The organism is Jiella marina, assembly GCF_024359545.1.
Classification (GTDB): domain Bacteria; phylum Pseudomonadota; class Alphaproteobacteria; order Rhizobiales; family Rhizobiaceae; genus Jiella.
Map to the genome: position 1 here is coordinate 191,905 of NZ_JAKQZG010000006.1, position 22,791 is coordinate 214,695.

Below are 22,791 nucleotides of genomic sequence, written 5' to 3' on the forward strand. Positions count from 1 at the left end.
GAGCCGGAATATGGCTACGAAGAAAGTCGATACCCAGAGCTTCAAGACCGACGTTCTGGAGAGCCAGAAGCCGGTCGTCGTCGACTTCTGGGCCGAATGGTGCGGCCCCTGCAAGATGATCGCGCCGAGCCTCGAGGAAATCTCCGAGGAAATGGACACGATCGAGGTCGCCAAGGTGAACATCGACGAGAACCCTGACCTCGCCGCCCAGTTCGGCGTGCGCTCGATCCCGACGCTGCTTCTGTTCAAGAACGGCGAACCGGCCGCCGTGCAAATCGGCGCGCAGTCGAAGTCAAAGCTCGTCGACTGGATCAAGGGCGCGGCGTAAGCCTTCGCCCATAGCCTTGATGTCAGATTTGAAAGGGCTCGCGCCGAGGCGCGGGCCCTTTTCGCTTATGAAGGGGTAAGATGGGGCCCGTCTGATTTATTCTCGACTCCATCCGTGTTGCGTTATCTCGGCGTGACGACACGGCTTGACTCAGGAAGCGTGATCGAGGGCGTTTCAGAGGACAAGACCTCTCCGCGTCGTCATCCTCGACCCGCAGGGTCGGGGATCCATGCCTCCTCGCTGAGACTGGCAATCGGGTGCAGATCGTGCTCGACTCTTCTTGCACCGGATCGGCGGTTAAAGCGGTGAGGCATGGATCCCCGTGCTGACGCAGGAGGATGACGAAGCAAAAGGGTGGCTCTCATAAGAAATCCGGGCGATACAGCGCGCTGACCACCGGAATCCCAGCGAGATAAGAAGCCCATGACGACAGGCGAACGGCACGAGCGCTTTCATGCCCTGCATCAATCCGGCTGCTTCGTCATCCCTAATCCGTGGGATGCCGGCTCGGCGCGGCTGATGGCGGCGCTCGGGGCAAAGGCGCTCGCGACGACCAGCGCCGGCTTCGCCTTCACGCTCGGTCGCCCGGACATGGGCGGCGTCAGCCGCGATGAAGCGCTCGCGCACGCCCAGGACATTCTCGCCGCCACGCCCCTTCCCGTCAGCGGCGATTTCGAGAACGGCTTTGCCGACGATCCGGACGGCGTCGCGGAGACGGTGCGGCTGGCGGGCGAGATCGGCCTGTCCGGCTGTTCGATCGAAGACACGATGATGGTGGATGGCAACCCGGCCTATCCCTTTGCCGAGGCCGTCGAGCGGGTACGGGCCGCGGCCGCTGCGGCCCGCACGACGGGACGGCCCTTCACTCTCTGCGCCCGAGCGGATGGCGTCATGAACGGCGTCTACGACCTCGCCGAGGCAATTCGGCGCATTCAGGCGTTCGAAGCGGCCGGCGCCGATCTACTCTACGTTCCCCATCCCGGCGATCTGGCTGGTCTTCAGACCGTGGTGGCGAGCGTCTCCAAGCCGGTCAACGCCCTTGCGGCCGGCGCATTTGCGAAACACACGAAGTCCGAATTCGCGGAAATCGGCGTCAGACGCATCAGCGTCGGCTCGGCGGTCGCCCGGCTTACCCACCAGGCGATCCTCGACGCCACAAGCGCAATGCTGGAAGGCGGCGACTTCTCCCCGCTTCTCAAAGCCGCCAAGGGCGATATGATCGACGCCCTGCTGGCCGAGGGCGCGAGGGCCCGCTGAGACAAAAGGGAACATCCGGGAGGAGGACAGGCACCTGAACGCCCTGATCGTGCGCGTTGTCGCTGCGCTGTTCGCCGGCACGCTGTTCAGCCAGTCGGCCGAATTCACTCAGCAATATCTGCAGCGCCTAGGCGGCGCCGCCGACGAGATGCGCGTGGTCGTCGAACGCTTCGCCGAAAGCGCCCGGGCGTCCGAGCTTTCGCCCGACGAAGCGATCGCGCGTCTCAAGGAGAATTCCGACGATCTCGCGGCCCGGCAGGGAATAGACGCAGAAGCCAATCTCGCGCGCTACGCCTCGCTCGAAGAGCGTTACCGCGACCTAATCGCGACCACGCCGCTCTTCCGCCCCTTCGAGGTGCTCAGCGATCCTGACTGGGCGATCGTCGAGCGTACCGGCGACGACTACCGTCCGGCCTTTCCCGCCACGTTCGACGGCCTTCTGCTGGCGGCGATCGGTTTTCTTTTCGGCTGGGCCTGCGGCGCCGGAGGCCATGGCGCGGTCGCCATGCGCAAGCGCCGCCGTGCTCGTGCCCGCCATGTCGAAGAAGACATGCTGCAATAGGCTTGGAACCCCCAAAAAGGCTCAGCGGGGGACGATGCCGCTGCGGCCGAGAACCTCGCCGATCAGATAGAGCGATCCGCAGATGAGGAAGCGCGGCGCGGGATCCGCCTGCCAATTGGCGGAGACGAGCTGGATCGCTTCCTCGACCGAATCGCAGGGTTCGGCATCGAGCCCGGCTTCGATCGCCACATCCGCCAGTTCATCGGGATCGATCCCGGCTTCCGTCGTGCTGAGCGGCACGGTGAACACCCGCCGCGCCATGCCGGTGAAGGCGGAGAAGAAACCAAGCGGCTCCTTGGTGTTGATCATGCCGGTGATCAGGAAGAGCGGACGCTGCACCCGGTCTTCCATATCCGCCAGAGTCTCGGCAATGGCGGCCCCGGCACCGGGATTGTGCCCGCCATCGATCCAGATCTCCGAGCCCGGCGCCGCCATCTCGACCAGGGGACCGCTGGTCAGGCGCTGCATGCGGCCATACCAGTCGACATTCGCCATGCCGACTTCGATCGCCTTGTCGGAGGGCGGAAACGGGCTCTTGCGAAGGGCGGCGATCGCGGTTGCGGCGTTGACCATCTGGTGTCGGCCCGGCAGTCGCGGCATCGGCAGGTCGAGAAGTCCGTCCTCGTCCTGGTAGACCAGCCGCCCCCGCTCGTCATAGGCGAAGAAGTCCTGGCCGTAGACCGAGGCCGGCGCGCCCTGCCGGTCGGCGATGCTGGTCAGCACCTCCATCGCTACCGGCTCGACCTGCTGGCCGATCACCACCGGCACGCCGGGCTTGATGATTCCGCCCTTTTCGGCGGCGATCAGCTCCACCCGGTCACCGAGGAACGACTGATGATCGAGCGAGATCGAGGTGATGACGCTGACCGCTGGCCGCGCGATCACATTGGTCGCGTCGAACCGCCCGCCGAGCCCCACCTCGACGACCGCCATATCAGCCGGATATTCCGCAAACAGGAGAAAGGTCACCGCCGTGAGGATCTCGAAGACGGTGATCGGCCGGCCGCCATTGAGTTCGGCCGCCTTGCGCACGGCCGCCGCCAGCACCTCGTCGGAAACGAGTTGCGATCTTCCCGCACCCGCGGCGAGCCGGTAGCGCTCGTGCCAGTTGACCAGATGCGGCGAGGTATGGCTGTGCACCGCGCGGCCGTCGGCTTCCAGGATGGCCCGCGTGAAGGCGGTGACCGAGCCCTTGCCGTTGGTCCCCGCGACATGCACGACCGGGGGCAGGCGCAGATGCGGATCGCCCAGCGCCGTCAACAGGCGCTGGATGCGATCCAGCGTCAGGTCGAAGCCTTTGGGATGTCGCTCGAGAAGCGCGTCGATTTCCGCCGCGGCAAGGGAAGTCGTAGTCATTGCGGCGTGTTACGCGAGCCTCAAGGCGGATGCAAAGCCGTGTCTCAAGCCCTGCTCTCCGGCTGTTCGGCCGGAGCCGGCAGAGCATTCTGGTTATCTGCTTGTTCGACAACGGGATTGGGTGCTTCGGCAAGCGTTGCCGGCGCCTTGGTCAAAAGCTTGAGAAGGGTCGCGATCTTCTCCTTCAGCTGATGCCGGTGGACGACCATGTCGACCATGCCGTGTTCGAGGAGATATTCGGCCCGCTGGAAACCGTCGGGCAGCTTCTCGCGAATCGTCTGCTCGATCACCCGAGCGCCGGCAAAGCCGATCACGGCACCAGGCTCCGCGATATGGACGTCACCCAGCATGGCATAGGAAGCCGAAACGCCACCCGCCGTCGGATTGGTGAGAACGACGATATAGGGAAGCCCTGCTTCCTTCAGCATTTCGACCGCGACGGTGGTGCGCGGAAGCTGCATCAGGGACAGGATCCCCTCCTGCATGCGGGCGCCGCCGGAGGCGGAGAAGAGAACCAGCGGCCGGTGCTCGGCGACGGCGGTCTCGAAGCCCTTGATGATCGCCTCGCCTGCCGCCATGCCGAGCGAGCCGCCCATAAACGCGAAGTCCTGAACCGTCGCGACGATCGGCAGCCCGTCCACATCGCCCTTGGCGACCAGCACAGCGTCGTCCATCTCGGCCTTGGCGCGATATTCCTTCAGCCGGTCGACATAGCGCTTGGAATCGCGAAACTTCAGCGGATCGACGGGAGCCGATGGCAGATCGACCAGATCATAGGCGCCCTTGTCGAAAAAATGGTTCAGCCGGTCTCTCGCGCGGATGCGCATGTGGAAATCCGAGGACGGCACCACCCACTGATTGGCCTCGAGGTCCTTGTGGAAGACCATCTCCCCGGTCTCGGGACATTTGATCCAGAGATTTTCCGGCACCTGGCGCGCCGAGAGCAGGCTGGAGATCTTGGGGCGAACGTAGTTGGTGATCCAGTTCACTTGAGACACGTCTCTTTCGTTGTCGAGCCGGACGGCGGATGAGGGCTGGCGAGACCGCTGTGGGTCCCTGCCGGCCGCGTGGCCGGCTTCACGCCGATGTGCCCAGCTGCGCACCCTTCGTGGCACATTGCCGACCGAGCATTCAGATGGTCCGCCGCTCAGACCTTCGCAAGGCGGGCGGTGCGAACGCCATCGGCCAGGCGCTTGACGATGTCGGACACGGCGGTGACGGAATCAAGGCCACCGGCCTCGTCCTTTGCTGCCGCCTCGATGGCAGAAACCAGAGCCGATCCGACGACGACGCCGTCAGCGCCGCGGCCGATCTCGGCCGCCTGTTCGGCACTACGCACGCCGAAACCGACGCAGACCGGCAGATCGGTGTGGCGCTTGATGCGGCCCACAGCCGCCGCGACCTTGTCGGCATCGGGCGCCGCCGAACCGGTGATGCCGGTGATCGAGACATAATAGACGAAGCCCGACGTGTTCTTCAGAACTGCCGGCAGGCGCTTGTCGTCGGTGGTCGGGGTGGCGAGACGGATGAAATTGAGCCCGGCATTCAGCGCCGGCAGGCAGAGCTCCTCGTCCATCTCCGGCGGCAGATCGACCACGATCAGCCCGTCGACCCCGACTTCCAGCGCATCCTTCACGAAGGCATCCACGCCGTAGATGTAGATCGGATTGAAATAGCCCATCAGGATGATCGGCGTCTCGTCATCGCTCTTGCGAAACTCGGCGACGGTGGCGAGCGTCTTCTTCAGCGTCGCGCCGGCCTTCAGGGCGCGCAGCCCCGCCTTCTGGATCGCCGGCCCGTCGGCCATCGGGTCGGAAAACGGCATGCCGAGCTCGATGATGTCGGCCCCGGCCTCAGGCAACGACTGCACGATCTTCAGCGCCGTCTCCTGATCCGGATCGCCGGCCATGACGAAGGTGACGAGGGCGGGACGGTCTTCGTCCTTCAGCTTGGCGAAACGGGCTTCGATGCGGGTCGTCATGGGGCGCTTTCAGGTCACGGCGTCCGGGCGGCGGGCGCTTTCCGGACGGGCGGCATGGGTTTTCGTGCGGTTTCGAGCGGCCACCCTTACGCCATCAGGCAAGGCCCTGCCAAGCGCGCGGCGACGCCTCTGGACCGCAAATCCACCCTGTTGCCCGATCACGGCTGACGACAGGATTCCTCGATCCACGCCGCTGTGGCGTCGTCCACGTAATCGATCTTGTAGCCGAAGATCGCGGGCGTCTCGTATGGATGATTGGCGCGGATCGCCGCAGCGCAGGCATCGAAGAGGTCGGCGCGGGTCTTGATCACCAGCGGCCACTCGTCCTGCCGCTCCTGCTTGCCCTTCCAGATGTAGCGGCTATCCACCTCCTTGCCGCCGATATTGCAGCAGGCGGCCAGCTTCTCGTCGAGCAGGATATGGGTGAGTTCGCGTGCGATCAGAAGCTCCGGGCAGGTGACGTGGATTTCGACGACGTCGGTCATGGGTCGTTCTCGTTTGGTGGCTCTTGCGGTTTGACTTCAAGTCCCACCTCGGCACATAGGCGGAGCGCCCCATGACTTAAGGGGGTGGCGCCGCCAAACCGTACCCGACCCGATCACGATCGAGACCAGATTCGATGTCGACACAACCGAGCCCATCCGATTTCAGCGCCCTCACACGCGACAAGCTGCGCTACCGAGACACCGACCGGCAGGGCCATGTGAACAATGCGGTCTTTTCCACCTTCTTCGAGACCGGGCGCGTCGAGATGCTCTACGATTTCGACCAACCGCTGACGCCGGCCGGAACCGCCTTCGTCGTCGCGCGGCTGGCGATCGATTACGTCGCCGAGGTCGTCTGGCCGGGCGAGGTCGAGATCGGCACTTCCGTCCGCTCGATCGGCCGAAGCTCGATCCGGCTGGATCAGGCGCTCTTCCAGAACGGAAAGCTGGCGGCGAAGGCGGAGACCGTCATCGTCCTGATGGACGAAAGCACAAGGCGCTCGACTGCACTGCCGGAAACGGCGCTTGAGCGGTTGAGGCCGTATGTGATGGAGAAGGACGCTTCGGCGTGATTCGTGCTTCGACGTGTCCAGACAAGGCAAAGTGCATCGTCAAGCTTCGTCTTCCGGGAAGGCATCAGAGTTATCGGCGCGCTTGTCCCAAATCCTGAGCACTTCGATACGCTCGCTCTTGAGCCGATAAATCACGCAGAAAGGCGTCCGGCGGATCGGCCATTCGCGGACGCCGCCCTCGACTTCTCTGCCAGCCATGGGATGTACCGCCAGCAGATCCATCGAACGCCGATAGTGTCTTGCCGCACCGATCGCACCGCTTTGAAAGACTTCCTGATAATACCGTTTGAACCAGACGAGATCGGCAACCGCCTGTTCAAGGAAGACGATTTTCATCGTTGCGGAAAAATGTTGGCCTTGGGCGGCTCTCCCGGCTCACCATCCTGCCAGCTATCCACCCAACGATCGACGGCTTCCCGGGAAACAAAAACGCCCCGATCCGCTTCGCGCACCGCCTCGGTGATAACGGTACGCCTGCGTTTCGCCGCCTCGAGATAGGCCCCGATCGCCTCTTCAGCGAGCGAAGCCGGAGAGAGCGACCGTCGCCTTGCCTCGTCGTCGAACTCAGCGAGCACGGCGTCGTCGAGATCGAGCGACAGATCGAGCGTTCCCATAACCTATCTCCAGCGTGGCAGGCCTTTACAGCTCCAGACCCAGATGCTTCGCCACCGTGTGCACGTCCTTGTCGCCGCGGCCGCAGAGATTCATGACGATGATCTGATCCTTGCCCATCTTCGGCGCGCGCTTGATCACCTCGGCGAGGGCATGGGAGGGCTCCAGCGCCGGGATGATGCCTTCGAGGCGGGTCAGCATCTGGAAGGCTTCGAGCGCTTCGGTGTCCATGATCGGCACATATTCGACGCGGCCGGAATCCTTCAGCCAAGAGTGCTCCGGGCCGATGCCCGGATAGTCAAGACCGGCCGAGATCGAGTGGCCTTCCTTGATCTGGCCGTCGCCATCCTGGAGCAGATAGGTGCGGTTGCCATGGAGGACGCCCGGTGAGCCGGCGGTGAGCGAGGCGCAATGCTCTTCGCCGCCGAGCCCCTTGCCGCCCGCCTCGACGCCGACGATCTTCACGTCCTTGTCGTCGAGGAAGGGGTGGAACAGGCCGATCGCATTCGAGCCGCCGCCAACGGCCGCGACCAGCATGTCCGGCAGCCGGCCTTCGGCTTCCATCATCTGCTCACGCAGCTCCTTGCCGATCACGCTCTGGAACTCGCGCACGAGTTCCGGATAGGGGTGCGGGCCGGCGGCGGTGCCGATCAGATAGTAGGTCGATTCGACATTCGTCACCCAGTCGCGCAGCGCCTCGTTCATGGCGTCCTTGAGCGTGCCGTGGCCGGCGGCGACGGGACGGACCTCGGCGCCCAGCAGCTTCATGCGGAAGACGTTCGGCGCCTGCCGCTCGACGTCGGTCGCGCCCATATAGACGACGCAGGGCAGGCCGAAGCGCGCCGCGACGGTGGCCGAGGCCACGCCATGCTGGCCCGCGCCGGTCTCGGCGATGATCCGCGTCTTGCCCATCTTGCGCGCGAGCAGGATCTGGCCGAGGCAATTGTTGATCTTGTGCGAACCGGTGTGGTTCAGCTCGTCGCGCTTGAAATAGATCTTCGCGCCGCCGAGTTCCTCCGTCAGCCGCTCGGCGAAATAGAGCGGCGACGGGCGGCCGGTGTAATGCTTGTTGAGGCTGTCGAGCTCGGCCTTGAAGGCCGGATCGCTGCGCGCGTCCTTCCATGCCTCCTGGAGATCGAGGATCAGCGGCATCAGCGTTTCGGCGACGAAACGGCCGCCGAAAATGCCGAAGCGACCCTCTTCATCGGGGCCGGCGCGGAACGAATTGGGTGTGAGCTGCTGGTTCATGGGGCAAACACTTTCTGGCTCTGGCATTTTCCGGCTCAGGCCGTCGCTTTCAGCCGATCGAGCGCATCGAAGAAGAGGTTCAGGCGGCCGACATCCTTGACGCCCGGTGCGCTTTCGACGCCTGAGGATATGTCGATGCCGGAGGGCCGCGCAATCCGCACCGCCTCGGCGACATTCGTGGCGTCGATCCCTCCGGAAAGCATGTAGGCGAGCTCCGGGTCAAGGGAATCGAGCAGCGTCCAGTCGAAGGAGACGCCGTTTCCGCCGGGCAGCACCGACCCCTTGGGCCGCTTGGAGTCGAGCAGGATGCGATCGGCCACGGGTCGGTAGGGTTCGATCGCCTCCAGATCAGCGGCCTCGGCGACGGGCAGTGCCTTCATCACCTTCAACCCCGTATTCGCCCTGATCTCGGCGACACGCTCCGGCGTCTCCCTGCCATGGAGCTGCAGCCAGTCCGGCCGCGCCTCTTCGGCGAAACGCGCCACCAGTGCATCGTCGGGATTCACGGTGACGATCACGGTCTCGGCCCGGCCGTCCACCAGCCGCACCAGTTCAGCGATCCGCTCCACGGACAGATGCCGCGGGCTCTTTGCAAAATGCACGAACCCGATATGCGTCGCGCCGCGCGCGATGGCGGTTTCGACGGTTTCGGGGGTGGAAAGGCCACAGATCTTGATGTCGAGCGTCATGGAAAGGCAAGTGGCATCAAAGCTTGGCGATGTCGAGGGCGAAAGCAATCGGTGACGATCTGCTGTGGACTTGTTTGAGGCAACTCCGGTCGATCATTCATTGATCCGCACGTTCGGTGGATCCGCGCTCTGCTGTCGTCGCGACGTCCCCTCGCCCTTCGACAGGCTCAGGATGAGGGGACGACTTTGAAGTCCGCGAGACGGCACCCTCCCCTGTGAAGCCTGGCGAGGGCCGCAGCGGTCATCCCGCTCCCTCATCCTGAGCTTGTCGAAGGACGAGGGAGCGGCTCTGAGCCCTGCGAGCCGGCCCTTCTCCCCGTGAAGCCTGTCAAGCGTCGCAACGCTCCTCCCATTCCCTCATCCTGAGCCTGTCGAAGGGCGAGGGAATGGCGGCACCACGCCAGAGAAGGCTTTCACCCGACTCCGATCGCATGCAGCCCCGACCCGTGCCGCTTCAGCCAGGCCTTCCCCGCTTCCGTCTCGGCACAGAGATCTCGACACAGTGCCCAGAAGTTCGGCCCGTGGTTCATCTCCCGGAAATGGGCGACCTCGTGGGCGGCGAGATAGTCGAGGACGTGGGGCGGGGCCATGATGATGCGCCAAGAAAAGGCGAGGCGGCGGTCGTGGCTGCAGGAGCCCCAGCGGCTGGTCGTGTCCTTGATGGTGATCCCGCGCGGCTCGAGCCCGACGGCGGCGGAATGGCGCTTCACGGCCATCAGGAGATCGTCGCGCGCCTCGCGTCGGAGGAAGTCGAGGACGCGGCGGGAGAAGTGCTCCGGCGCCCCGCCCACGAGAAGCTCGCGCGCCGGCCCCTCACCGGCTTCGTTCGCGATTTCCAGACGCGTCGTCATCCGCCCGCCGCGATGGACGAGCAGCACCGGCTCACCGCGGATCGGAATCGTCGCACCCGGCACGATCGTGACGCGCTCCGGTCCGCGCGAGACGCGCTCCTCCACCCACCCGCGATGGCGATCCAGAAACTCCCGAATCTTGCGATTGGCCATGCCGCGCGGCGCCGTCACCACCAAGCCCGTTCCGCCCGGCGCGATGCGCAGGATCAGGCGTTTCGCACGCGGATTGTGGCGAACGGTGAGAGGCAGTCGACCGCCTTCGAACTCGATCGCATCGGGCAGCGGGGTCTCTTGTTTGCGGCGGAGCAGTTTCGGGAGGTTCGGCGCCACCTTACCCCCCTCTGTCCTGCCGGACATCTCCCCCGCAAGGGGGGAGATTGGCCGTCGTGAATGACAGCGCGCACCACTCCCCCCCTCCTGAGCTTGTCGAAGGGCGGGGGAGAGGCCGGCAAAGCCGGTAGAGGGGGGTATCAAGCGGAAAGCGATGGAGTGAAGGCATTCAGGATAGCGACCGTAGCAATTATGGAGGAGAGCAGAGCCTCAACGTCCCCTCGCTTTCCTTCAATACCCTACCCCACAAACCAAAACAAAACGGCGGCACCCCGAAGGATGCCGCCGCCCACAGCTTGGCTGAAGGAAATGCTCGAACTCAGGCGGGATGGCCGTCGACCACCTGGCCGCCATTGTCGCGGTTCTTGCGGTCGCGCATGAACTTGTCGAACTCTTCCTGGTCCTTGGCGCGGCGCAGTTCGCGGGCATAGGATTCGAACTCGGCCGAGGCTTCGTTCAGCTTGCGGCGCTCCTCGTCGAGACGGGCCAGTTCGGCTTCGCGCCAGTCGTCGAAGGCGACGTTGCCGGTGCGCTCCATGCCGAAGGGCTGCTTGAAGCCGGCCCGCTTCATCGAGCCCATGAACTTGTCGGTCGAGCGATTGACGTCCGTCTTGAAGCCTTCGAGGCGCTCGCCCCAAAGGATGTAGGCCAGCATCGCAAGACCAAGCGGCCACCAGACGATGAAGCCGCCAACCATCACGGCGATCGTTACAGGCGTCCAGGCAGGACGAATCAATGCGTGGGAAGTCATCGCAGTCACGTTCCTCTCGAATATGGCCGCGACGTCCAAGCATCGCGGGAGATTTCAATCTCGTTTCTTTCTGATACGAAACAGATGGTGAGCGATTTCTCCCCGTTCAATGGAATTTGCACGAAAATCGTACTTTCACCCGTCGATTTTCGGCACGATCCCGACCCGAGCGAGCACCCGCCTCAGCGAATACCACGCTCGGCCGCCTGTGCCCCCTCCTCGGGCTCGGCCAGGGTGCGGACGATGTCCTTGGAGACGAAGTCGGCCGCGCGTTCGAACGCTGCGTCGTTGTCTCCGCGAAACGAGATGACCCGGTCGAACAGGATGCGATCCTTCGCGACGTCGAGGACGTCGATCCGCCCCCAGCCGACGAGGGTGCTCATCTTCTGAATCGAACCGAAGACCAGATAGTCGGCCTCGGCCCGCTGTGCGGCTGCAAGCAGTTTCTTGCCGCCCAGCGTCTCCAGGCTGCATTCCTCCGTGCCGAGGCAGTCGAGTTCGACGAGATCGTAGACGCCCTCACCGGTCAGGTTTTCCCCGATCCGCGTCGCGAAGGCCGCGACCCGAGCCTCGTGTTCGGCAGTCTGGTCCTGCGGTTCGCCGGAGGTGTCCTTATAGTCGAACCGGGCGACGGCAAACGTCTCGGGCTCGGCCGCATGGGCCGGGGATGTCGATGGGAACGGACCGGCACCGACCAGCGCGCACACGATCATCAAACTCGTACCGATCCCCCGATGCGATTTCCCCATGCCATCAACTCCCTGTTCCATCCTATAACGCGATCTGCGGGCGCAGAATGGCCGTCTCCAACGATCGGCCAGGCTGCATTCCGGCTCTCCCCTGCACCATGGCTCGGCGAACTCGCGGCAGGCAACCAGGGAAGCGGCGATCGGGAAGCTCCCAGGGTCCTGACGGGCAAGTTGCCCGAGGCCGGGAAAGCCCGCGAGCGTCGCGGGGCTGTCATCGGACTGGTTTATAGGCGCCGCGAGATCCACAAAAGCTCGGGAGTTGCCTGTGTCCTCATCCGTCTTCGCCGCTGCGCTCGCTGCATCCGTCTTAGTCCTGTCATCGGTGGGGGGGGCACAGACCGCCGATCTGCCGCCGGTGCCGACCGAGAACGCCGCCGTCGGCGTGCGTCCGCTCGCCCTTCTCGACAGCCTCGAGGCCGGACCGCTCAAGGAGAAGCTCAGCCAGTGCGTCGGCCAGGAGATGAAGGTCTCCGACTGGTCGATCGGCCATCGCGGCGCCCCGCTGGAATTTCCCGAGCATTCCCGCGAGTCCTATATTGCGGCCGCACGGCAGGGCGCTGGCGTCATCGAGTGCGACGTCGCCTTCACCAAGGACCGGGAACTTGTCTGCCGGCACGCCCAGTGCGACCTTGCGACGACGACCGACATTTTGACCCGGCCGGAGCTCGCCTCGAAATGCTCCGACCCCTTCACGCCGGCAGATGCGGCCAATGGCGTCGAAGCCACCGCCACCTGCTGCACCAGCGATCTGACGCTCGCCGAATTCATGACGCTGAACGCCAAGATGGACTCGTCCGACAAGACGGCGACCACGGCCGAAGCCTTCCAGGGCGGCAACCCGACCTGGCGCTCGACGCTCTATTCGCCGGGCACCGTGATGAGCCACAAGGACTACATCCAGCTGATCAAGGGGCTCGGTCGCAAGTTCACGCCGGAACTGAAGACGCCGGAAGTCGAGATGCCCTATGAGGGCGACTACAGCCAGGAAGCCTACGCAGCCCAGATGATCGAGGATTACAAGGAGGCGGGCGTCCCCGCTTCCGACGTCTATCCCCAGTCCTTCCTGCTCGATGACGTGAAATACTGGATCGAGAACTATCCCGAGTTCGGCCAGCAGGCCGTCTATCTCGACGATCGCTACGAGACGCTCGAAGGCTTCGACCCGATGAAGCCGGAGACCTTCCAGCCGACCATGCAGGAACTGGCCGAGTCCGGCGTCAAGATCGTCGCGCCGCCGCTCTGGATGCTGGTCACGGCGGGCGAGAACGGCGCGATCGTCCCCTCCCCCTATGCGGATGAGGCGAAGGCCGCCGGGCTCGACATCATCACCTGGTCGCTGGAGCGGTCCGGCCCGCTCGCCGGCGGAGGCGGCTGGTACTACCAGAGCATTTCCGACGTGGTGGACTCCGACGGCGACATGCTGCGCCTGCTCGACACGCTGGCGAACGATACCGGCGTGATCGGGGTCTTCTCTGACTGGCCAGCCACCACCACTTTCTTCGCCAATTGCCTCGGCCTCGGCATGGCGGAATAGACAGCCAACGAAATTCGGCCGGGATTTTCCTCCTGTCGCCGAAATTTCATTGGGACGGGCCCGGCGATTCGCGCATAATATCGACGATGCTCGGAGATCGTTCCGGGCCCTCTGAGACAAGCTGGCAACCGGTCTGGAGACCACAATGACCTCGACCGCCGATCCGACGCTACGTCCCTCCTACGGGCGAACCATGATCGACTGGTTTCATGCCGTGTTCCGCTCCGAACGCGGCATGGTTGCCGGCAGGCGAGCGGACGATCTGTCGCCGCTCGAATACGCCTTTGGCGACGGCATGGCCGGCCCCGGCAATCCTGGCGAGAGCCCGGCTGGCAGCTTTGCCGTATTGAAGGACGAGCCTCGGACCGGACCGCGGCCCATTCGGGACATCGATCAGCTCTATGCGGTGGCGCAGGCCGCCGGGTCCACCATCGTGACCAATGGGGATGATGACGCGGCCGACCTGCCGCTCACGCGCCACGATCCCGAAGCGCCCATCCGCGTCCGCAAGGTCGACGATCGTTCCTGACGCGACAGATAGTTCGGGGCTTGTCGCGACATGGTGTGGTGACATGATCCGGACAGTTCAGGACGCGGGCTGATACTCTCATGGACTGGTGGGCGACGATCGACGCCTATTGCGAACGGACGAGTGCGGCGTTCTGGGCCGAGCCGATCAACGCCATTTCCAACCTTGCCTTCTTCGTGGCGGGGACCGCAGGGCTGTGGCTCTTGCGCCAGCGAGGCGGCCGGGACCGCCCGGCTCTCGCCTTGAGCTTCCTGGTCCTGGTGATCGGGACCGGATCCTTCCTGTTCCACACTTTCGCGACGCGCTGGGCGAGCCTTGCCGACGTCCTTCCGATCGCGATCTTCATCTACAGCTATTTCGCCCTGGCGCTCTTCCGCTTCCTCGGACTGAGCCGCCTCTGGGCAGGGCTCGGGACGCTTGCCTTCTTCGCAGCGTCCTTCCTCGCCGAACCGCTCTTTGCGCCGCTGGTCGGCTCCTCCGCCGGCTATGTGCCCGCCCTCCTTGCCATGCTCGGCATCGGCGGCATCCTGGTCTTCGTGGGCTCGCCCATCGGCAGTCTGGTTCTGATGGCCGGCGGCGTGTTTCTCGTCTCGCTCACCTTCCGGACTCTCGACGGACCGCTTTGCGAGACGTTGCCGATCGGGACGCATTTCCTCTGGCATATCCTGAACGGGACAACGCTCGGCCTGCTTCTCGTCGCGGCGATCCGGCATGGACCGGTCAGACGCCCCGCCGGAAACTGATCGCTATCCGGCACGCCGAACGACGGCCCCACCCCTGCCAGGGCGACTCAAAACCGGCATTTGTGGATCCGGCCCCCTCTAACGACAAAGGCCGGACGCCTCCCCCGAAGCGCCCGGCCGAACGGCGTCCCCCGCCGTCTGAATGTCGTGTCCGTCTCTTAGCCCCGGAACTCTTGCCCGAAGCTGACCTCGCAGGCGTTCAGCGCTGGGCGAGGAGCTCGTTGCCCTGCTTGACGACGACGCGGGCGTTCATCGGCACGCGCTCGTAGAGGTCGATGATATCCTGGTTCATCAGGCGGATGCAGCCCGAGGAAGCGGCCGTGCCGATGGTCCACCATTCCGGCGTGCCATGCAGACGGAACAGCGTGTCCTTGCCGTTCTGCCAGAGATAGAGGGCACGGGCGCCGAGCGGGTTACGCAGGCCCGGCTCCATGCCGTCGCGATAGGGCTCGAGCTCCGGCTTGCGGTCGATCATCTCGGCCGGCGGAAACCATTTCGGCCAATGCTGCTTGTCGTTGATGTAGGCCTCGCCCTTCCAGGAAAAGCCGGAACGGCCGACGCCGATGCCGTAGCGCATGGCCATACCGTCGGCCTCGACAACATAGAGAAAGCGGTTCGGCGTATCGACGATCACCGTGCCCGGCTCGTAGGCGGCGCCCTCCGGATAGGAGACGCGCTGGCGCAGATATTGCGGGTCGATCTTCTCGGTCGGAATCGCCGGCAGATCGTAGCCGTCGTCGACAGTGGCGCTATAACCGAAATTTGCGGTGGCTGCGACGCTGCCTTCGTTCGGGAGCGCAGACGGGCCGGTATAGGCCGTCGCGATCTGCGCATCCGAAGTTGGCTTCATCGTCACCCGCTGCGGTCCGTTCGCGCAACCGGCGAGGAAGAGCGAGGCCGCGGCAGCGCAGATTGCGAGGGTGGTCTTGAACGTCATGACGGGTGCCAATGCGAGATGTGAAGTTTCCGGGTGTTCCAAAACGGCCCAGCTCGGCTGCTTTCGCCGGCTATCGAATTCCCATTTTCGATAGGCTTCATCAGCTTGCTGGGCAATGTCCGCATTGCACATGATCATAGTTAAGAAAGGGTTTGTTGCCGGCTTGTCACAGTTGACGCCGGCCCCCTGCGCGACATTTCGCGGACGACGATGGTATCCGCGAACCGTGAGGTTCAGATATGAACATCGGTGAGGCATCCCGACAGTCCGGTCTGCCGGCGAAGACGATCCGCTATTACGAAGAAGTCGGGCTGATCAAGCCGTCCCGGGCCGTGAATGGCTACCGAGACTACAAGGAGCGAGACGTGCATGTGCTGCGCTTCCTGCAACGCTCGCGTTCGCTCGGCTTTTCGATCGACGAGGCGCGAAAGCTCCTCGCGCTCTATGGCGACGAGCGGCGCCAGAGCGAGGACGTGCGCAAGCTCGCCCGCCGCAAGGTCGCCGAGATCGACCGCAAGATCGCCCAGCTCCATTCGCTGAAGCGCGCCATCGGCGAACTCGCCGACCGCTGCCCGGGCGGCAGCGGACCCGACTGCCCGATTCTGGAAGAAATCGCCGGCGAACACGCCAAGTGAGAACATTCCGACATAGCTCCCCAAAGTCGCCAGGATGATCACGTTCCGTTTCTGATTTGTTTCGAATTTCGCTTGTCGTCTCGGCCGCCAACCGGTAAATCCGGCCGATGCCACTCGTTTCGCCCTTTTCGACGGATCCCCTGATCGACGGCCGCCAGTCCGAACGCGCCATGATGGTGCGCCGCGGCGTTCAGCGCCTGATGATGGCGCGGCGCGTGTCGCTTCTGCCGGAGATGCCGCTCGATTCGGGGCGGCGGGCCGACCTCGTCTGCCTGTCAGACAAGGGCGAGATCTCGATCGTCGAGATCAAGACCTCGATCCAGGATTTCCGGGTCGACCAGAAATGGCCGATTTACCGGCTGCATTGCGACCGGTTTTATTTCGCCACCCATCCCGGCGTTCCGGCCGATATCTTTCCCGAGGATTTCGGCCTGATCCTCTCGGACGGTTACGAGGCGGAGGTCCTGCGCGAGGCGCCGATCGAGCGCCTGCAGCCCGCCACCCGCCGCGCCATGACCCTGCGCTTCGCCCAACTCTCCGCCGACCGCCTGCTTCAGGCAGAATGGGCATCCAATCCGGCGGTTATCGACGGATCATAGAGAGCCACTCGCGCTTGCTCAGCCGGGGCGTCTGTCGGCCGGCGCGTTTCCCGACTCGTCCTCGTCATTGAGAATCCGCCATGCCGCGCCGTCCAGATCCTCGTACTGGCGATTGCGCACCGACCAGACGAAGGCGGCGAGGCCGGCGAGCCCCATGAGGAGGGCGACGGGGACCAGCAAGAGCAGAACGTTCATTGCATCGCTCCCTCTTCGAGTGCGGGCAAGCCAAGCCGCGCCGCGGTCTCATCCCGTGACGGGCGCGTTTTCCTCTTGTCCGTTTCGGACGTTCGAACCTCGCCGAGATTGAGCCGCAGGCTGTTGGCGACCACGAGGATCGAGGAGGTGGACATGGCGATCGCGGCGACGAGGGGCGTCACGAAACCGGCGACCGCCAGCGGCACGGCCACGCAATTATAGGCGATCGCGAGCCCGAAATTGCCTTTCGCCAGGGCTTTCGCCCGCACCGCCACGTCATGGGCCACGGTCACGGCCGACAGGGTGTCGCGGGTGAAGACGAAGTCCGCGGCCAGCCGCCCGGCGTCGCAGGCCGAGGCCGGTGCAATGGACACGTTGCCGGCTGCCAGCGAGGGCGCGTCGTTCAGACCATCACCCACCATGAGGACGTTGGCGCCGCTCGCCTTCAGGGCTTCGATGCGTGCTATCTTGCCGGCGGGCGTCGCATGTGCGGAAATCCTCTCGACTCCGACCGCATCGGCGATCCGGCGCACGGCCGGCTCGGCGTCGCCTGAGAGGATTTCGCAGGCAATCCCGTCCCGCTTCAGCTGTTCGATGGCCGAAGCCGCATCGGGGCGCAGCGCCTCGGCCATGAAGAAGGCCTGCGGCGGCTCGCCTTCGATGGCGAAGGCCACACGGCTGCCTTCACGCGGCGTCGTGGCAGCGATCTCTGCGACGAAATCGGGCCGGCCAAAGCGACAGAGCCGGCCGGCAATCCGGGCCTCGATGCCAAGACCGGGCAACTCGCGAAGTTCCGCGATATCGGCAGTATCCCCGGGCCCGAAATAGGTGGCGATCGCCTTCGAGACCGGATGGGCAGACCGCCCCGCGAGCGCGCGCAGGATGGCTTCAGTCTCATCTGTTCCGGTATCGGCCGCCGTCACCTGCGGCACGCCCAGTGTCAGCGTACCGGTCTTGTCGAAGACCGCGGTGTCGATGTCGGCCAGCCGTTCAAGTGCCCCACCGTCCTTCATCAGGATGCCGGCCCGGAACAACCGCCCGGCGCCGACCACATGCACCACGGGCACGGCCAGGCCCAGGGCGCAGGGACAGGTGACGATCAGAACCGCGATGGCCGTCGTCGTCGCCTGATACCAGTCGCCGGTGAGAAGCATCCAGCCGACAAAGGTCACGGCCGCCGCCAGATGAACCGCCGGCGCGTAGAGCCGCGCCATGCGATCGGCGATCCGAGTGTAGCGTCCCCGCCCGGTCTCGGCCGCCTCCATCATCCGCACAATCTCGGCGAGATAGGAATTCTCGGCCGTGGTCAGAGCCTCGATGTCGATCGAGCCCGAAATCGTCTGGGTTCCCGCTTCGAGCGTCATGCCCGGGATGGCCGCAACCGGTTCGCTTTCGCCGGTGACGAGGGATCGGTCGACATCCGATGCGCCGGAAACCACACGCCCATCCACCGGCAGCCGCTCGCCTGCCATGACGCGCAGCCGCATGCCGGGCTGTACCTCGTCGACCGGGATGGTCTTCAGGCTCGTCCCTGAAACCTCGACCGCGCTCTTGGCCGCCAGTTTCGCCAGCGACAGGACGGCGCCCCGGGCGCGCTCGCGCATGAGCTGGTCGAGATAGCGGCCGACGAGGAGGAAGAAGGTCAGCGTCACCGCCGCGTCGAAATAAGCCTCGGCACCCCCGGTAAAGCTCTCGTAGATGCTCATGGCGACCGCGAGGAAGAGTGCCAGCGCGATCGGCACGTCCATGTTCATCCGGCCAGCCGAAAGCGCGGAAAAGGCCGAGCGAAAGAACACGCGGCCGGAGAACGCCACCGTCGGCACCGCGATCAGGCCGGAGATCATGTGAAACAGGTCGCGGGTCGAATCGTCGGCGCCAGACCACACCGAAACCGACAGAAGCATGATGTTGGCGGCGGCAAAGCCAGCAACGGCCATCGCGGTCAGGAGCGCCGTCGACTGCCGGTCGCGCTTCAGGTCGGACAGGTCGCCGAGATCGATGGGCGTCGCGGGATAGCCAGCGCCGACGAGCGCGGAGAGAATGTCGGCCGGGCGGGCGGCCTCGGTCGCGACGACCGTCACCCGCTTGAGGCTGAGATTGGCCCGGGCCGAAAGAACGCCTTCGACCGCGGACACCGCCCGTTCCACTGCCGGCAGGCATGCCCCGCAATACACATCCTTGACCGAGAGGACATAGGCCAGCGTGCCGTCCGGCTGACGGCGCGCCGCATGGGCCAGCGCGTCGGCGGCAGGATCATGCAGAAGCGTCGTTCCCTCCTGCAGGTCGACGCGGGCATCGGCCGGGCTGCAGCAACTCATCGTCGTTCCTCAACGAACCGAGAAGCGTACGGCCTGATGCCAGGGCGAAAGGTCCCGGGCCTCCACCGTGAACTTGGCTTCCCATCGGCCGGGCGTCAGGTCGGTCTCGGCGGCATAGAGACCGTCGGCGCGGCGCGAGAAGGTCACCTCGCGGTCGAAATTGCCGTTCACCGGATGGCCGACCGTTGCGGTGATCGCCTTGGGATAGAGCGGCTTTCCAGCCTCGTCCTTCAGGTCGACGGTGATGACACCGTCGGCATAGTCGGTCGCGAGCGTCCAGCCTCTTGCCTGCTCGGCTTCGCGCGCCCGCGTGACTGCGTCGAAATGCTGGCTCGCCACATAGCTGTTCTCGACCACGAGGCCGCTCCAGCTCGAATTGGCGAAATAGGCCATCGTGAGATTCACGCTGATGATCGTGCCGAAGAACAGGACCATGACCAAGGCCATGTGGCGGCCGGTGAATTCGCGCGGGGCGCTGGCATTCGTACGCATTGTCACTTCTCCGGTGCTTCGAAGACGGCATCGTAGGAATCGGCTTCCGAACTGTCGAGATCGCGCACGACGAACTCGAAGGACGTGGAGCCGGGATCGACCGCGTCGGCCGGCTGTACGACGAAGAACTTCATCGTGCGAACGCGGTCGGGATCGACGGTGACCGCGAAGCTGCGGCCCTCGGGCTGACGGAGCTCGTCGGAATACATCGTCGCGCCCGGCAGGCCGTCGAGCGACAGCACGAACTCGCGCGGCTCGGGGACCATGTTGGACAGTTTCACCGTGTAGCCGTTGCGGATCGAGCCGTCGGACAGCGTCACGAAGATCGGATTGCGGTCGCGCTGAACGCTGAGCTCCAGCCGGTCGCGGGCAAGCAGCGCCACCAGAAGCGCCACGCCGATCAACGACCAAAGCCCGGCATAGAGCAGGGTCCGCGGGCGCAGGAAGACGTGCCAGTCGAAATGGCGGAGGCCGGACAGGAAGCGGCCCTGACCGTCACGCACCCGTTCGGGCTCGATCGTGCCGGTGACCGGATTCGTCGCGATCGCCATGTTGGCGTTGTAGTCCTTCAGCGTCGCATAGGAGATCAGCCCGCGCTCGCGGCCGATCTTGTCCATGACGCCGTCGCAAGCGTCGATGCACAGGGCGCAGGTGATGCAGGCCATCTGCTGGCCGTCACGAATGTCGATGCCCATGGGGCAAACGGCGACACAGGCATTGCAGTCGACGCAGTCGCCGACCGACAGACCCGCGGCCTGAGCCTTCTTGGCGTGGCGGCTGCGAGGCTCACCGCGCCAGTCATTGTAGGTGACGGTGAGAGAATCCTCGTCGAGCATCGCCGCCTGGATGCGCGGCCAGGGGCACATATAGATGCAGACCTGCTCGCGCATCAGCCCGCCAAAGACGTAGGTGGTCGCAGTCAGGATGCCGACGGTCGCATAGGCGACGAAGGGCGCGTCGCCGGTCAGGAAGTTCATGAGCAGTGTCGGCGCATCGGCGAAATAGAAGATCCAGGCGCCGCCGGTCGCGACCGCGATCACCAGCCAGGTGGTGTGCTTGGCGACGCGCTTGGAGATCTTGTTCGCGTTCCAGGGCGCCTTGTCGAGCCGGATCCGGGCGTTGCGGTCGCCCTCGAAGAAGCGCTCCACGACGAGAAAAAGGTCGGTCCAGACGGTCTGCGGACAGGTATAGCCGCACCAGGCGCGGCCGACGACGGAGGTGATCAGGAACAGGCCGACGCCGGCCATCACCAGAAGGCCGGCAACGAAGAAGAACTCCTGCGGCCAGATCTCGATGAAGAAGAAATAGAAGCGGCGATTGGCGAGATCGACCAGCACCGCCTGGTCGGGCGCAAACGGACCGCGGTCCCAGCGCAGCCAGGGCGTGACGTAGTAGATGCCGAGCGTCACCGCCATGATGATCCATTTCAGGCGGCGGAACTGGCCTTCCGCCCGCTTGGGATGGATCTTTTCACGCTTGGCATAGAGTGGCTGGCTCTGCTGCTTCGCCGGTGCGTTGACCGGCTCGACATCGAGGCGGTGGATATCGTCGGGACGCTGGTTCAAGTTCTGCTCCGGGCCTTGGTGAAAAGACGCCCACGGTTTTGGAACTGCTCAATAATCTTCGCTGATGGTTTGGGCCTTGACCCAGATCAATCAGGCCAGCTCCCGCCTGCGACAAGTCGTCCATGTCCAGCCATGCTCAGGCCAACCGACCCGTCCTCGTGATCCGGAGGGCGCTTTCTGGAACGCCCGAAAAAAATCCGCCGCCGCTGTGGCCGCATGAGAGGTAATGGTAACGAAGTTTTCGTTGGATGATGGGATCAAGGTCGCGGAGGCCCATGGTGACCACGCATCATTTCCTGATCGTCGACGACGACCCGATCTTCACGGCTGTGGCGGAAAGCGTCATCCGGTCGACGGGGCCTCACCACACGTCCGTGGCCAGCGATGGCCAGGACGGGCTGAAACGCCTGTCGGAGGCGAATCCGCCCGTCGACGTCGTCCTTCTCGATCTCAACATGCCGAAGCTCGATGGCCTGGCCTATCTCCGGGAACTCGGCGATCGCGGCTATCGCGGCGCCGTCATCATCTCCAGCGGAGAGTCCAAGTCGATCATCGAGGCCGCACGGCAACTCGGCCGTATGCTCGGCGTCGAGATCTGTGGCACCCTCGAAAAACCCCTGCGTCGGGAGACTTTCCTCGCAGAACTGGAGAACTGCGAAGCCTGCCTGCGCAAGGCTTCGGAACCGGTCCTGGCGTCGGGAATGTCGGCAGCGATGCAGGGCCAGATCGTGCCCTACTTCCAGCCGCAGATTGCGCCACGCGACGGGCACCTCGTCGGCCTGGAGGCACTCGTACGGCTTCGCACCGCCGATGGCCGCGTGCTCGGACCTCCCGCCGTCTTTCACCCCGGCATCCGGGATGCCGACTTGCCGCGGCTGACACTCTCGATTGCCGACCTTGCCATGGCCGAGGCCGCGCGCTGGCGCGCATCGGGCCATGAGCGGCGTATCTCGATCAATCTCGACGCCCGGACCCTCGACGCTGCGAACTTCCAGGCCAACCTTCTGGCTCTGGTAGAAAAGCACGGGCTGGAACCCCAGTCGGTGGTCTTCGAACTGACCGAGACGGCGCTTCCGAAATCCCTGACCGGGCTGATCGAGCAACTCACGCGGATCCGGATGTGTGGCTTCGGACTCTCGCTCGATGATTACGGCACGGGGACGGCCAATTACGCCCTTCTGCGGCTCTGCCCTTTCAGCGAACTGAAGATCGACAAGTCGGTCGTCCAGTCCGCCGTCGCGGATCGGGTGTCCCATCTCTTCTTCAAGACCTCGATTTCCATGGCAGCCGATCTCGGCATGGAAGTCGTCGCCGAAGGCGTGGAGACCCCGGAACAGTTGCAGATGGTCGTCGATGCGGGCATCTCGACCGTCCAGGGCTTCATCTACACGCCTGCCATCCCCGCCGAACTGGCCTTCCCGAAGAGCTGTTGGCGACCGGAGTCGATGCGCCAGACCGGCTGAACGCGCAGTG

26 protein-coding genes are annotated in these 22,791 nt (G+C 64.7%); 10 read left to right on the forward strand and 16 right to left on the reverse strand.

All coding sequences use genetic code 11. From position 1 onward, the window contains the following. Positions 1-10: 10 nt before the first annotated feature. The 3 genes from trxA (at position 11) to MF134_RS12730 (ending at position 2,147) form a co-directional block, all read left to right on the forward strand. Positions 11-328, forward strand: coding sequence for a thioredoxin (gene trxA, locus MF134_RS12720; protein WP_255339839.1), 318 nt, complete (start codon positions 11-13; stop codon positions 326-328). A 423-nt stretch (positions 329-751) separates the two neighbouring features. After that, a complete protein-coding gene (locus tag MF134_RS12725) occupies positions 752-1,585 on the forward strand; it encodes an isocitrate lyase/PEP mutase family protein (RefSeq protein ID WP_255339840.1) in 834 nt (277 codons plus the stop codon). Between the two features lie 49 nt (positions 1,586-1,634). Then, complete coding sequence (locus MF134_RS12730) at positions 1,635-2,147, forward strand: DUF2937 family protein (RefSeq protein WP_255339841.1); 513 nt, start codon at positions 1,635-1,637, stop codon at positions 2,145-2,147. A gap of 21 nt (positions 2,148-2,168) precedes the next feature. On the opposite strand, the gene MF134_RS12735 is transcribed toward MF134_RS12730, so the two are convergent. The 4 genes from MF134_RS12735 to cutA all read right to left on the reverse strand — a co-directional run bounded on the left by MF134_RS12735 (position 2,169) and on the right by cutA (position 5,969). Then, positions 2,169-3,503 carry a bifunctional folylpolyglutamate synthase/dihydrofolate synthase gene (locus tag MF134_RS12735; RefSeq protein ID WP_255339842.1) on the reverse strand — a complete coding sequence of 445 codons (1,335 nt, stop codon included), beginning with the start codon at positions 3,501-3,503 and terminating at the stop codon, positions 2,169-2,171. A gap of 44 nt (positions 3,504-3,547) precedes the next feature. Further along, positions 3,548-4,492 carry an acetyl-CoA carboxylase, carboxyltransferase subunit beta gene (gene accD, locus MF134_RS12740; protein ID WP_255339941.1) on the reverse strand — a complete coding sequence of 315 codons (945 nt, stop codon included), beginning with the start codon at positions 4,490-4,492 and terminating at the stop codon, positions 3,548-3,550. Between the two features lie 158 nt (positions 4,493-4,650). Then, a complete protein-coding gene (gene trpA, locus MF134_RS12745; RefSeq protein WP_255339843.1) occupies positions 4,651-5,484 on the reverse strand; it encodes a tryptophan synthase subunit alpha in 834 nt (277 codons plus the stop codon). A 158-nt stretch (positions 5,485-5,642) separates the two neighbouring features. Further along, positions 5,643-5,969 (reverse strand): divalent-cation tolerance protein CutA, encoded by a 327-nt coding sequence (gene cutA / locus MF134_RS12750; RefSeq protein ID WP_255339844.1) that lies wholly within the window; start codon positions 5,967-5,969, stop codon positions 5,643-5,645. Between the two features lie 134 nt (positions 5,970-6,103). Between cutA and MF134_RS12755 the strand changes: the two genes are divergently transcribed. Next, positions 6,104-6,541 (forward strand): acyl-CoA thioesterase, encoded by a 438-nt coding sequence (locus tag MF134_RS12755; RefSeq protein WP_255339845.1) that lies wholly within the window; start codon positions 6,104-6,106, stop codon positions 6,539-6,541. 39 nt (positions 6,542-6,580) lie between these two features. Here the strand turns inward: MF134_RS12755 and MF134_RS12760 are convergent, their stop codons facing one another. From MF134_RS12760 to MF134_RS12790, 7 genes are all read right to left on the reverse strand, one after another. Next, positions 6,581-6,877: a type II toxin-antitoxin system RelE/ParE family toxin gene (locus MF134_RS12760; RefSeq protein ID WP_255339846.1), complete on the reverse strand. Its 297-nt coding sequence runs from the start codon at positions 6,875-6,877 to the stop codon at positions 6,581-6,583. Then, positions 6,874-7,155, reverse strand: a complete 282-nt coding sequence (locus tag MF134_RS12765; protein WP_255339847.1) for a CopG family ribbon-helix-helix protein — start codon at positions 7,153-7,155, stop codon at positions 6,874-6,876. Before MF134_RS12765 ends, MF134_RS12760 begins: the two co-directional genes overlap by 4 nt. 25 nt (positions 7,156-7,180) lie before the next feature. Beyond that, positions 7,181-8,401 (reverse strand): tryptophan synthase subunit beta, encoded by a 1,221-nt coding sequence (trpB, locus tag MF134_RS12770; RefSeq protein ID WP_255339848.1) that lies wholly within the window; start codon positions 8,399-8,401, stop codon positions 7,181-7,183. Between the two features lie 35 nt (positions 8,402-8,436). Continuing rightward, on the reverse strand, positions 8,437-9,090 hold the full coding sequence (locus MF134_RS12775; protein WP_255339849.1) for a phosphoribosylanthranilate isomerase: 654 nt from the start codon (positions 9,088-9,090) through the stop codon (positions 8,437-8,439). A gap of 413 nt (positions 9,091-9,503) precedes the next feature. Continuing rightward, the gene (locus tag MF134_RS12780; protein WP_255339850.1) at positions 9,504-10,271 is read right to left on the reverse strand and encodes a M48 family metallopeptidase; all 768 of its coding nucleotides are present in this window, start codon (positions 10,269-10,271) and stop codon (positions 9,504-9,506) included. A 319-nt stretch (positions 10,272-10,590) separates the two neighbouring features. After that, on the reverse strand, positions 10,591-11,022 hold the full coding sequence (locus tag MF134_RS12785) for a DUF2852 domain-containing protein (RefSeq protein ID WP_255339851.1): 432 nt from the start codon (positions 11,020-11,022) through the stop codon (positions 10,591-10,593). A 182-nt stretch (positions 11,023-11,204) separates the two neighbouring features. After that, the gene (locus tag MF134_RS12790; protein ID WP_255339852.1) at positions 11,205-11,771 is read right to left on the reverse strand and encodes a DUF2380 domain-containing protein; all 567 of its coding nucleotides are present in this window, start codon (positions 11,769-11,771) and stop codon (positions 11,205-11,207) included. A 322-nt stretch (positions 11,772-12,093) separates the two neighbouring features. Between MF134_RS12790 and MF134_RS12795 the strand changes: the two genes are divergently transcribed. The 3 genes from MF134_RS12795 to MF134_RS12805 all read left to right on the forward strand — a co-directional run bounded on the left by MF134_RS12795 (position 12,094) and on the right by MF134_RS12805 (position 14,577). Continuing rightward, positions 12,094-13,305: a glycerophosphodiester phosphodiesterase family protein gene (locus tag MF134_RS12795; protein ID WP_457589986.1), complete on the forward strand. Its 1,212-nt coding sequence runs from the start codon at positions 12,094-12,096 to the stop codon at positions 13,303-13,305. Between the two features lie 145 nt (positions 13,306-13,450). Beyond that, a complete protein-coding gene (locus tag MF134_RS12800; RefSeq protein WP_255339854.1) occupies positions 13,451-13,834 on the forward strand; it encodes a hypothetical protein in 384 nt (127 codons plus the stop codon). 80 nt (positions 13,835-13,914) lie between these two features. Next, positions 13,915-14,577, forward strand: a complete 663-nt coding sequence (locus tag MF134_RS12805; RefSeq protein WP_255339855.1) for a ceramidase domain-containing protein — start codon at positions 13,915-13,917, stop codon at positions 14,575-14,577. 199 nt (positions 14,578-14,776) lie between these two features. Here MF134_RS12805 and MF134_RS12810 read toward each other — a convergent pair whose 3' ends face one another. Further along, complete coding sequence (locus tag MF134_RS12810; RefSeq protein ID WP_255339856.1) at positions 14,777-15,514, reverse strand: L,D-transpeptidase; 738 nt, start codon at positions 15,512-15,514, stop codon at positions 14,777-14,779. A 239-nt stretch (positions 15,515-15,753) separates the two neighbouring features. On the opposite strand from MF134_RS12810, the gene cueR reads away from it, so the two are divergent. After that, complete coding sequence (gene cueR, locus MF134_RS12815) at positions 15,754-16,149, forward strand: Cu(I)-responsive transcriptional regulator (protein ID WP_255339857.1); 396 nt, start codon at positions 15,754-15,756, stop codon at positions 16,147-16,149. A 107-nt stretch (positions 16,150-16,256) separates the two neighbouring features. Continuing rightward, positions 16,257-16,748 carry an MmcB family DNA repair protein gene (locus MF134_RS12820; RefSeq protein WP_255339858.1) on the forward strand — a complete coding sequence of 164 codons (492 nt, stop codon included), beginning with the start codon at positions 16,257-16,259 and terminating at the stop codon, positions 16,746-16,748. An 18-nt stretch (positions 16,749-16,766) separates the two neighbouring features. On the opposite strand, the gene ccoS is transcribed toward MF134_RS12820, so the two are convergent. Genes ccoS through ccoG form a run of 4 tightly spaced genes read right to left on the reverse strand, consistent with a single transcriptional unit; the run spans position 16,767 to position 21,318 of the window. Next, positions 16,767-16,943: a cbb3-type cytochrome oxidase assembly protein CcoS gene (ccoS, locus tag MF134_RS12825; protein WP_255339859.1), complete on the reverse strand. Its 177-nt coding sequence runs from the start codon at positions 16,941-16,943 to the stop codon at positions 16,767-16,769. Beyond that, on the reverse strand, positions 16,940-19,261 hold the full coding sequence (locus MF134_RS12830) for a heavy metal translocating P-type ATPase (protein ID WP_255339860.1): 2,322 nt from the start codon (positions 19,259-19,261) through the stop codon (positions 16,940-16,942). The genes ccoS and MF134_RS12830 overlap by 4 nt, the downstream gene beginning before the upstream one ends. A 9-nt stretch (positions 19,262-19,270) precedes the next feature. Further along, positions 19,271-19,753 carry a FixH family protein gene (locus MF134_RS12835; RefSeq protein WP_255339861.1) on the reverse strand — a complete coding sequence of 161 codons (483 nt, stop codon included), beginning with the start codon at positions 19,751-19,753 and terminating at the stop codon, positions 19,271-19,273. Positions 19,754-19,755: 2 nt separating this feature from the next. Further along, entirely contained in the window at positions 19,756-21,318 is a 1,563-nt protein-coding gene (gene ccoG, locus MF134_RS12840) for a cytochrome c oxidase accessory protein CcoG (RefSeq protein ID WP_255339862.1), read from the reverse strand. Between the two features lie 275 nt (positions 21,319-21,593). Between ccoG and MF134_RS12845 the strand changes: the two genes are divergently transcribed. Beyond that, positions 21,594-22,781: an EAL domain-containing response regulator gene (locus MF134_RS12845; protein ID WP_255339863.1), complete on the forward strand. Its 1,188-nt coding sequence runs from the start codon at positions 21,594-21,596 to the stop codon at positions 22,779-22,781. Positions 22,782-22,791: the final 10 nt, after the last annotated feature.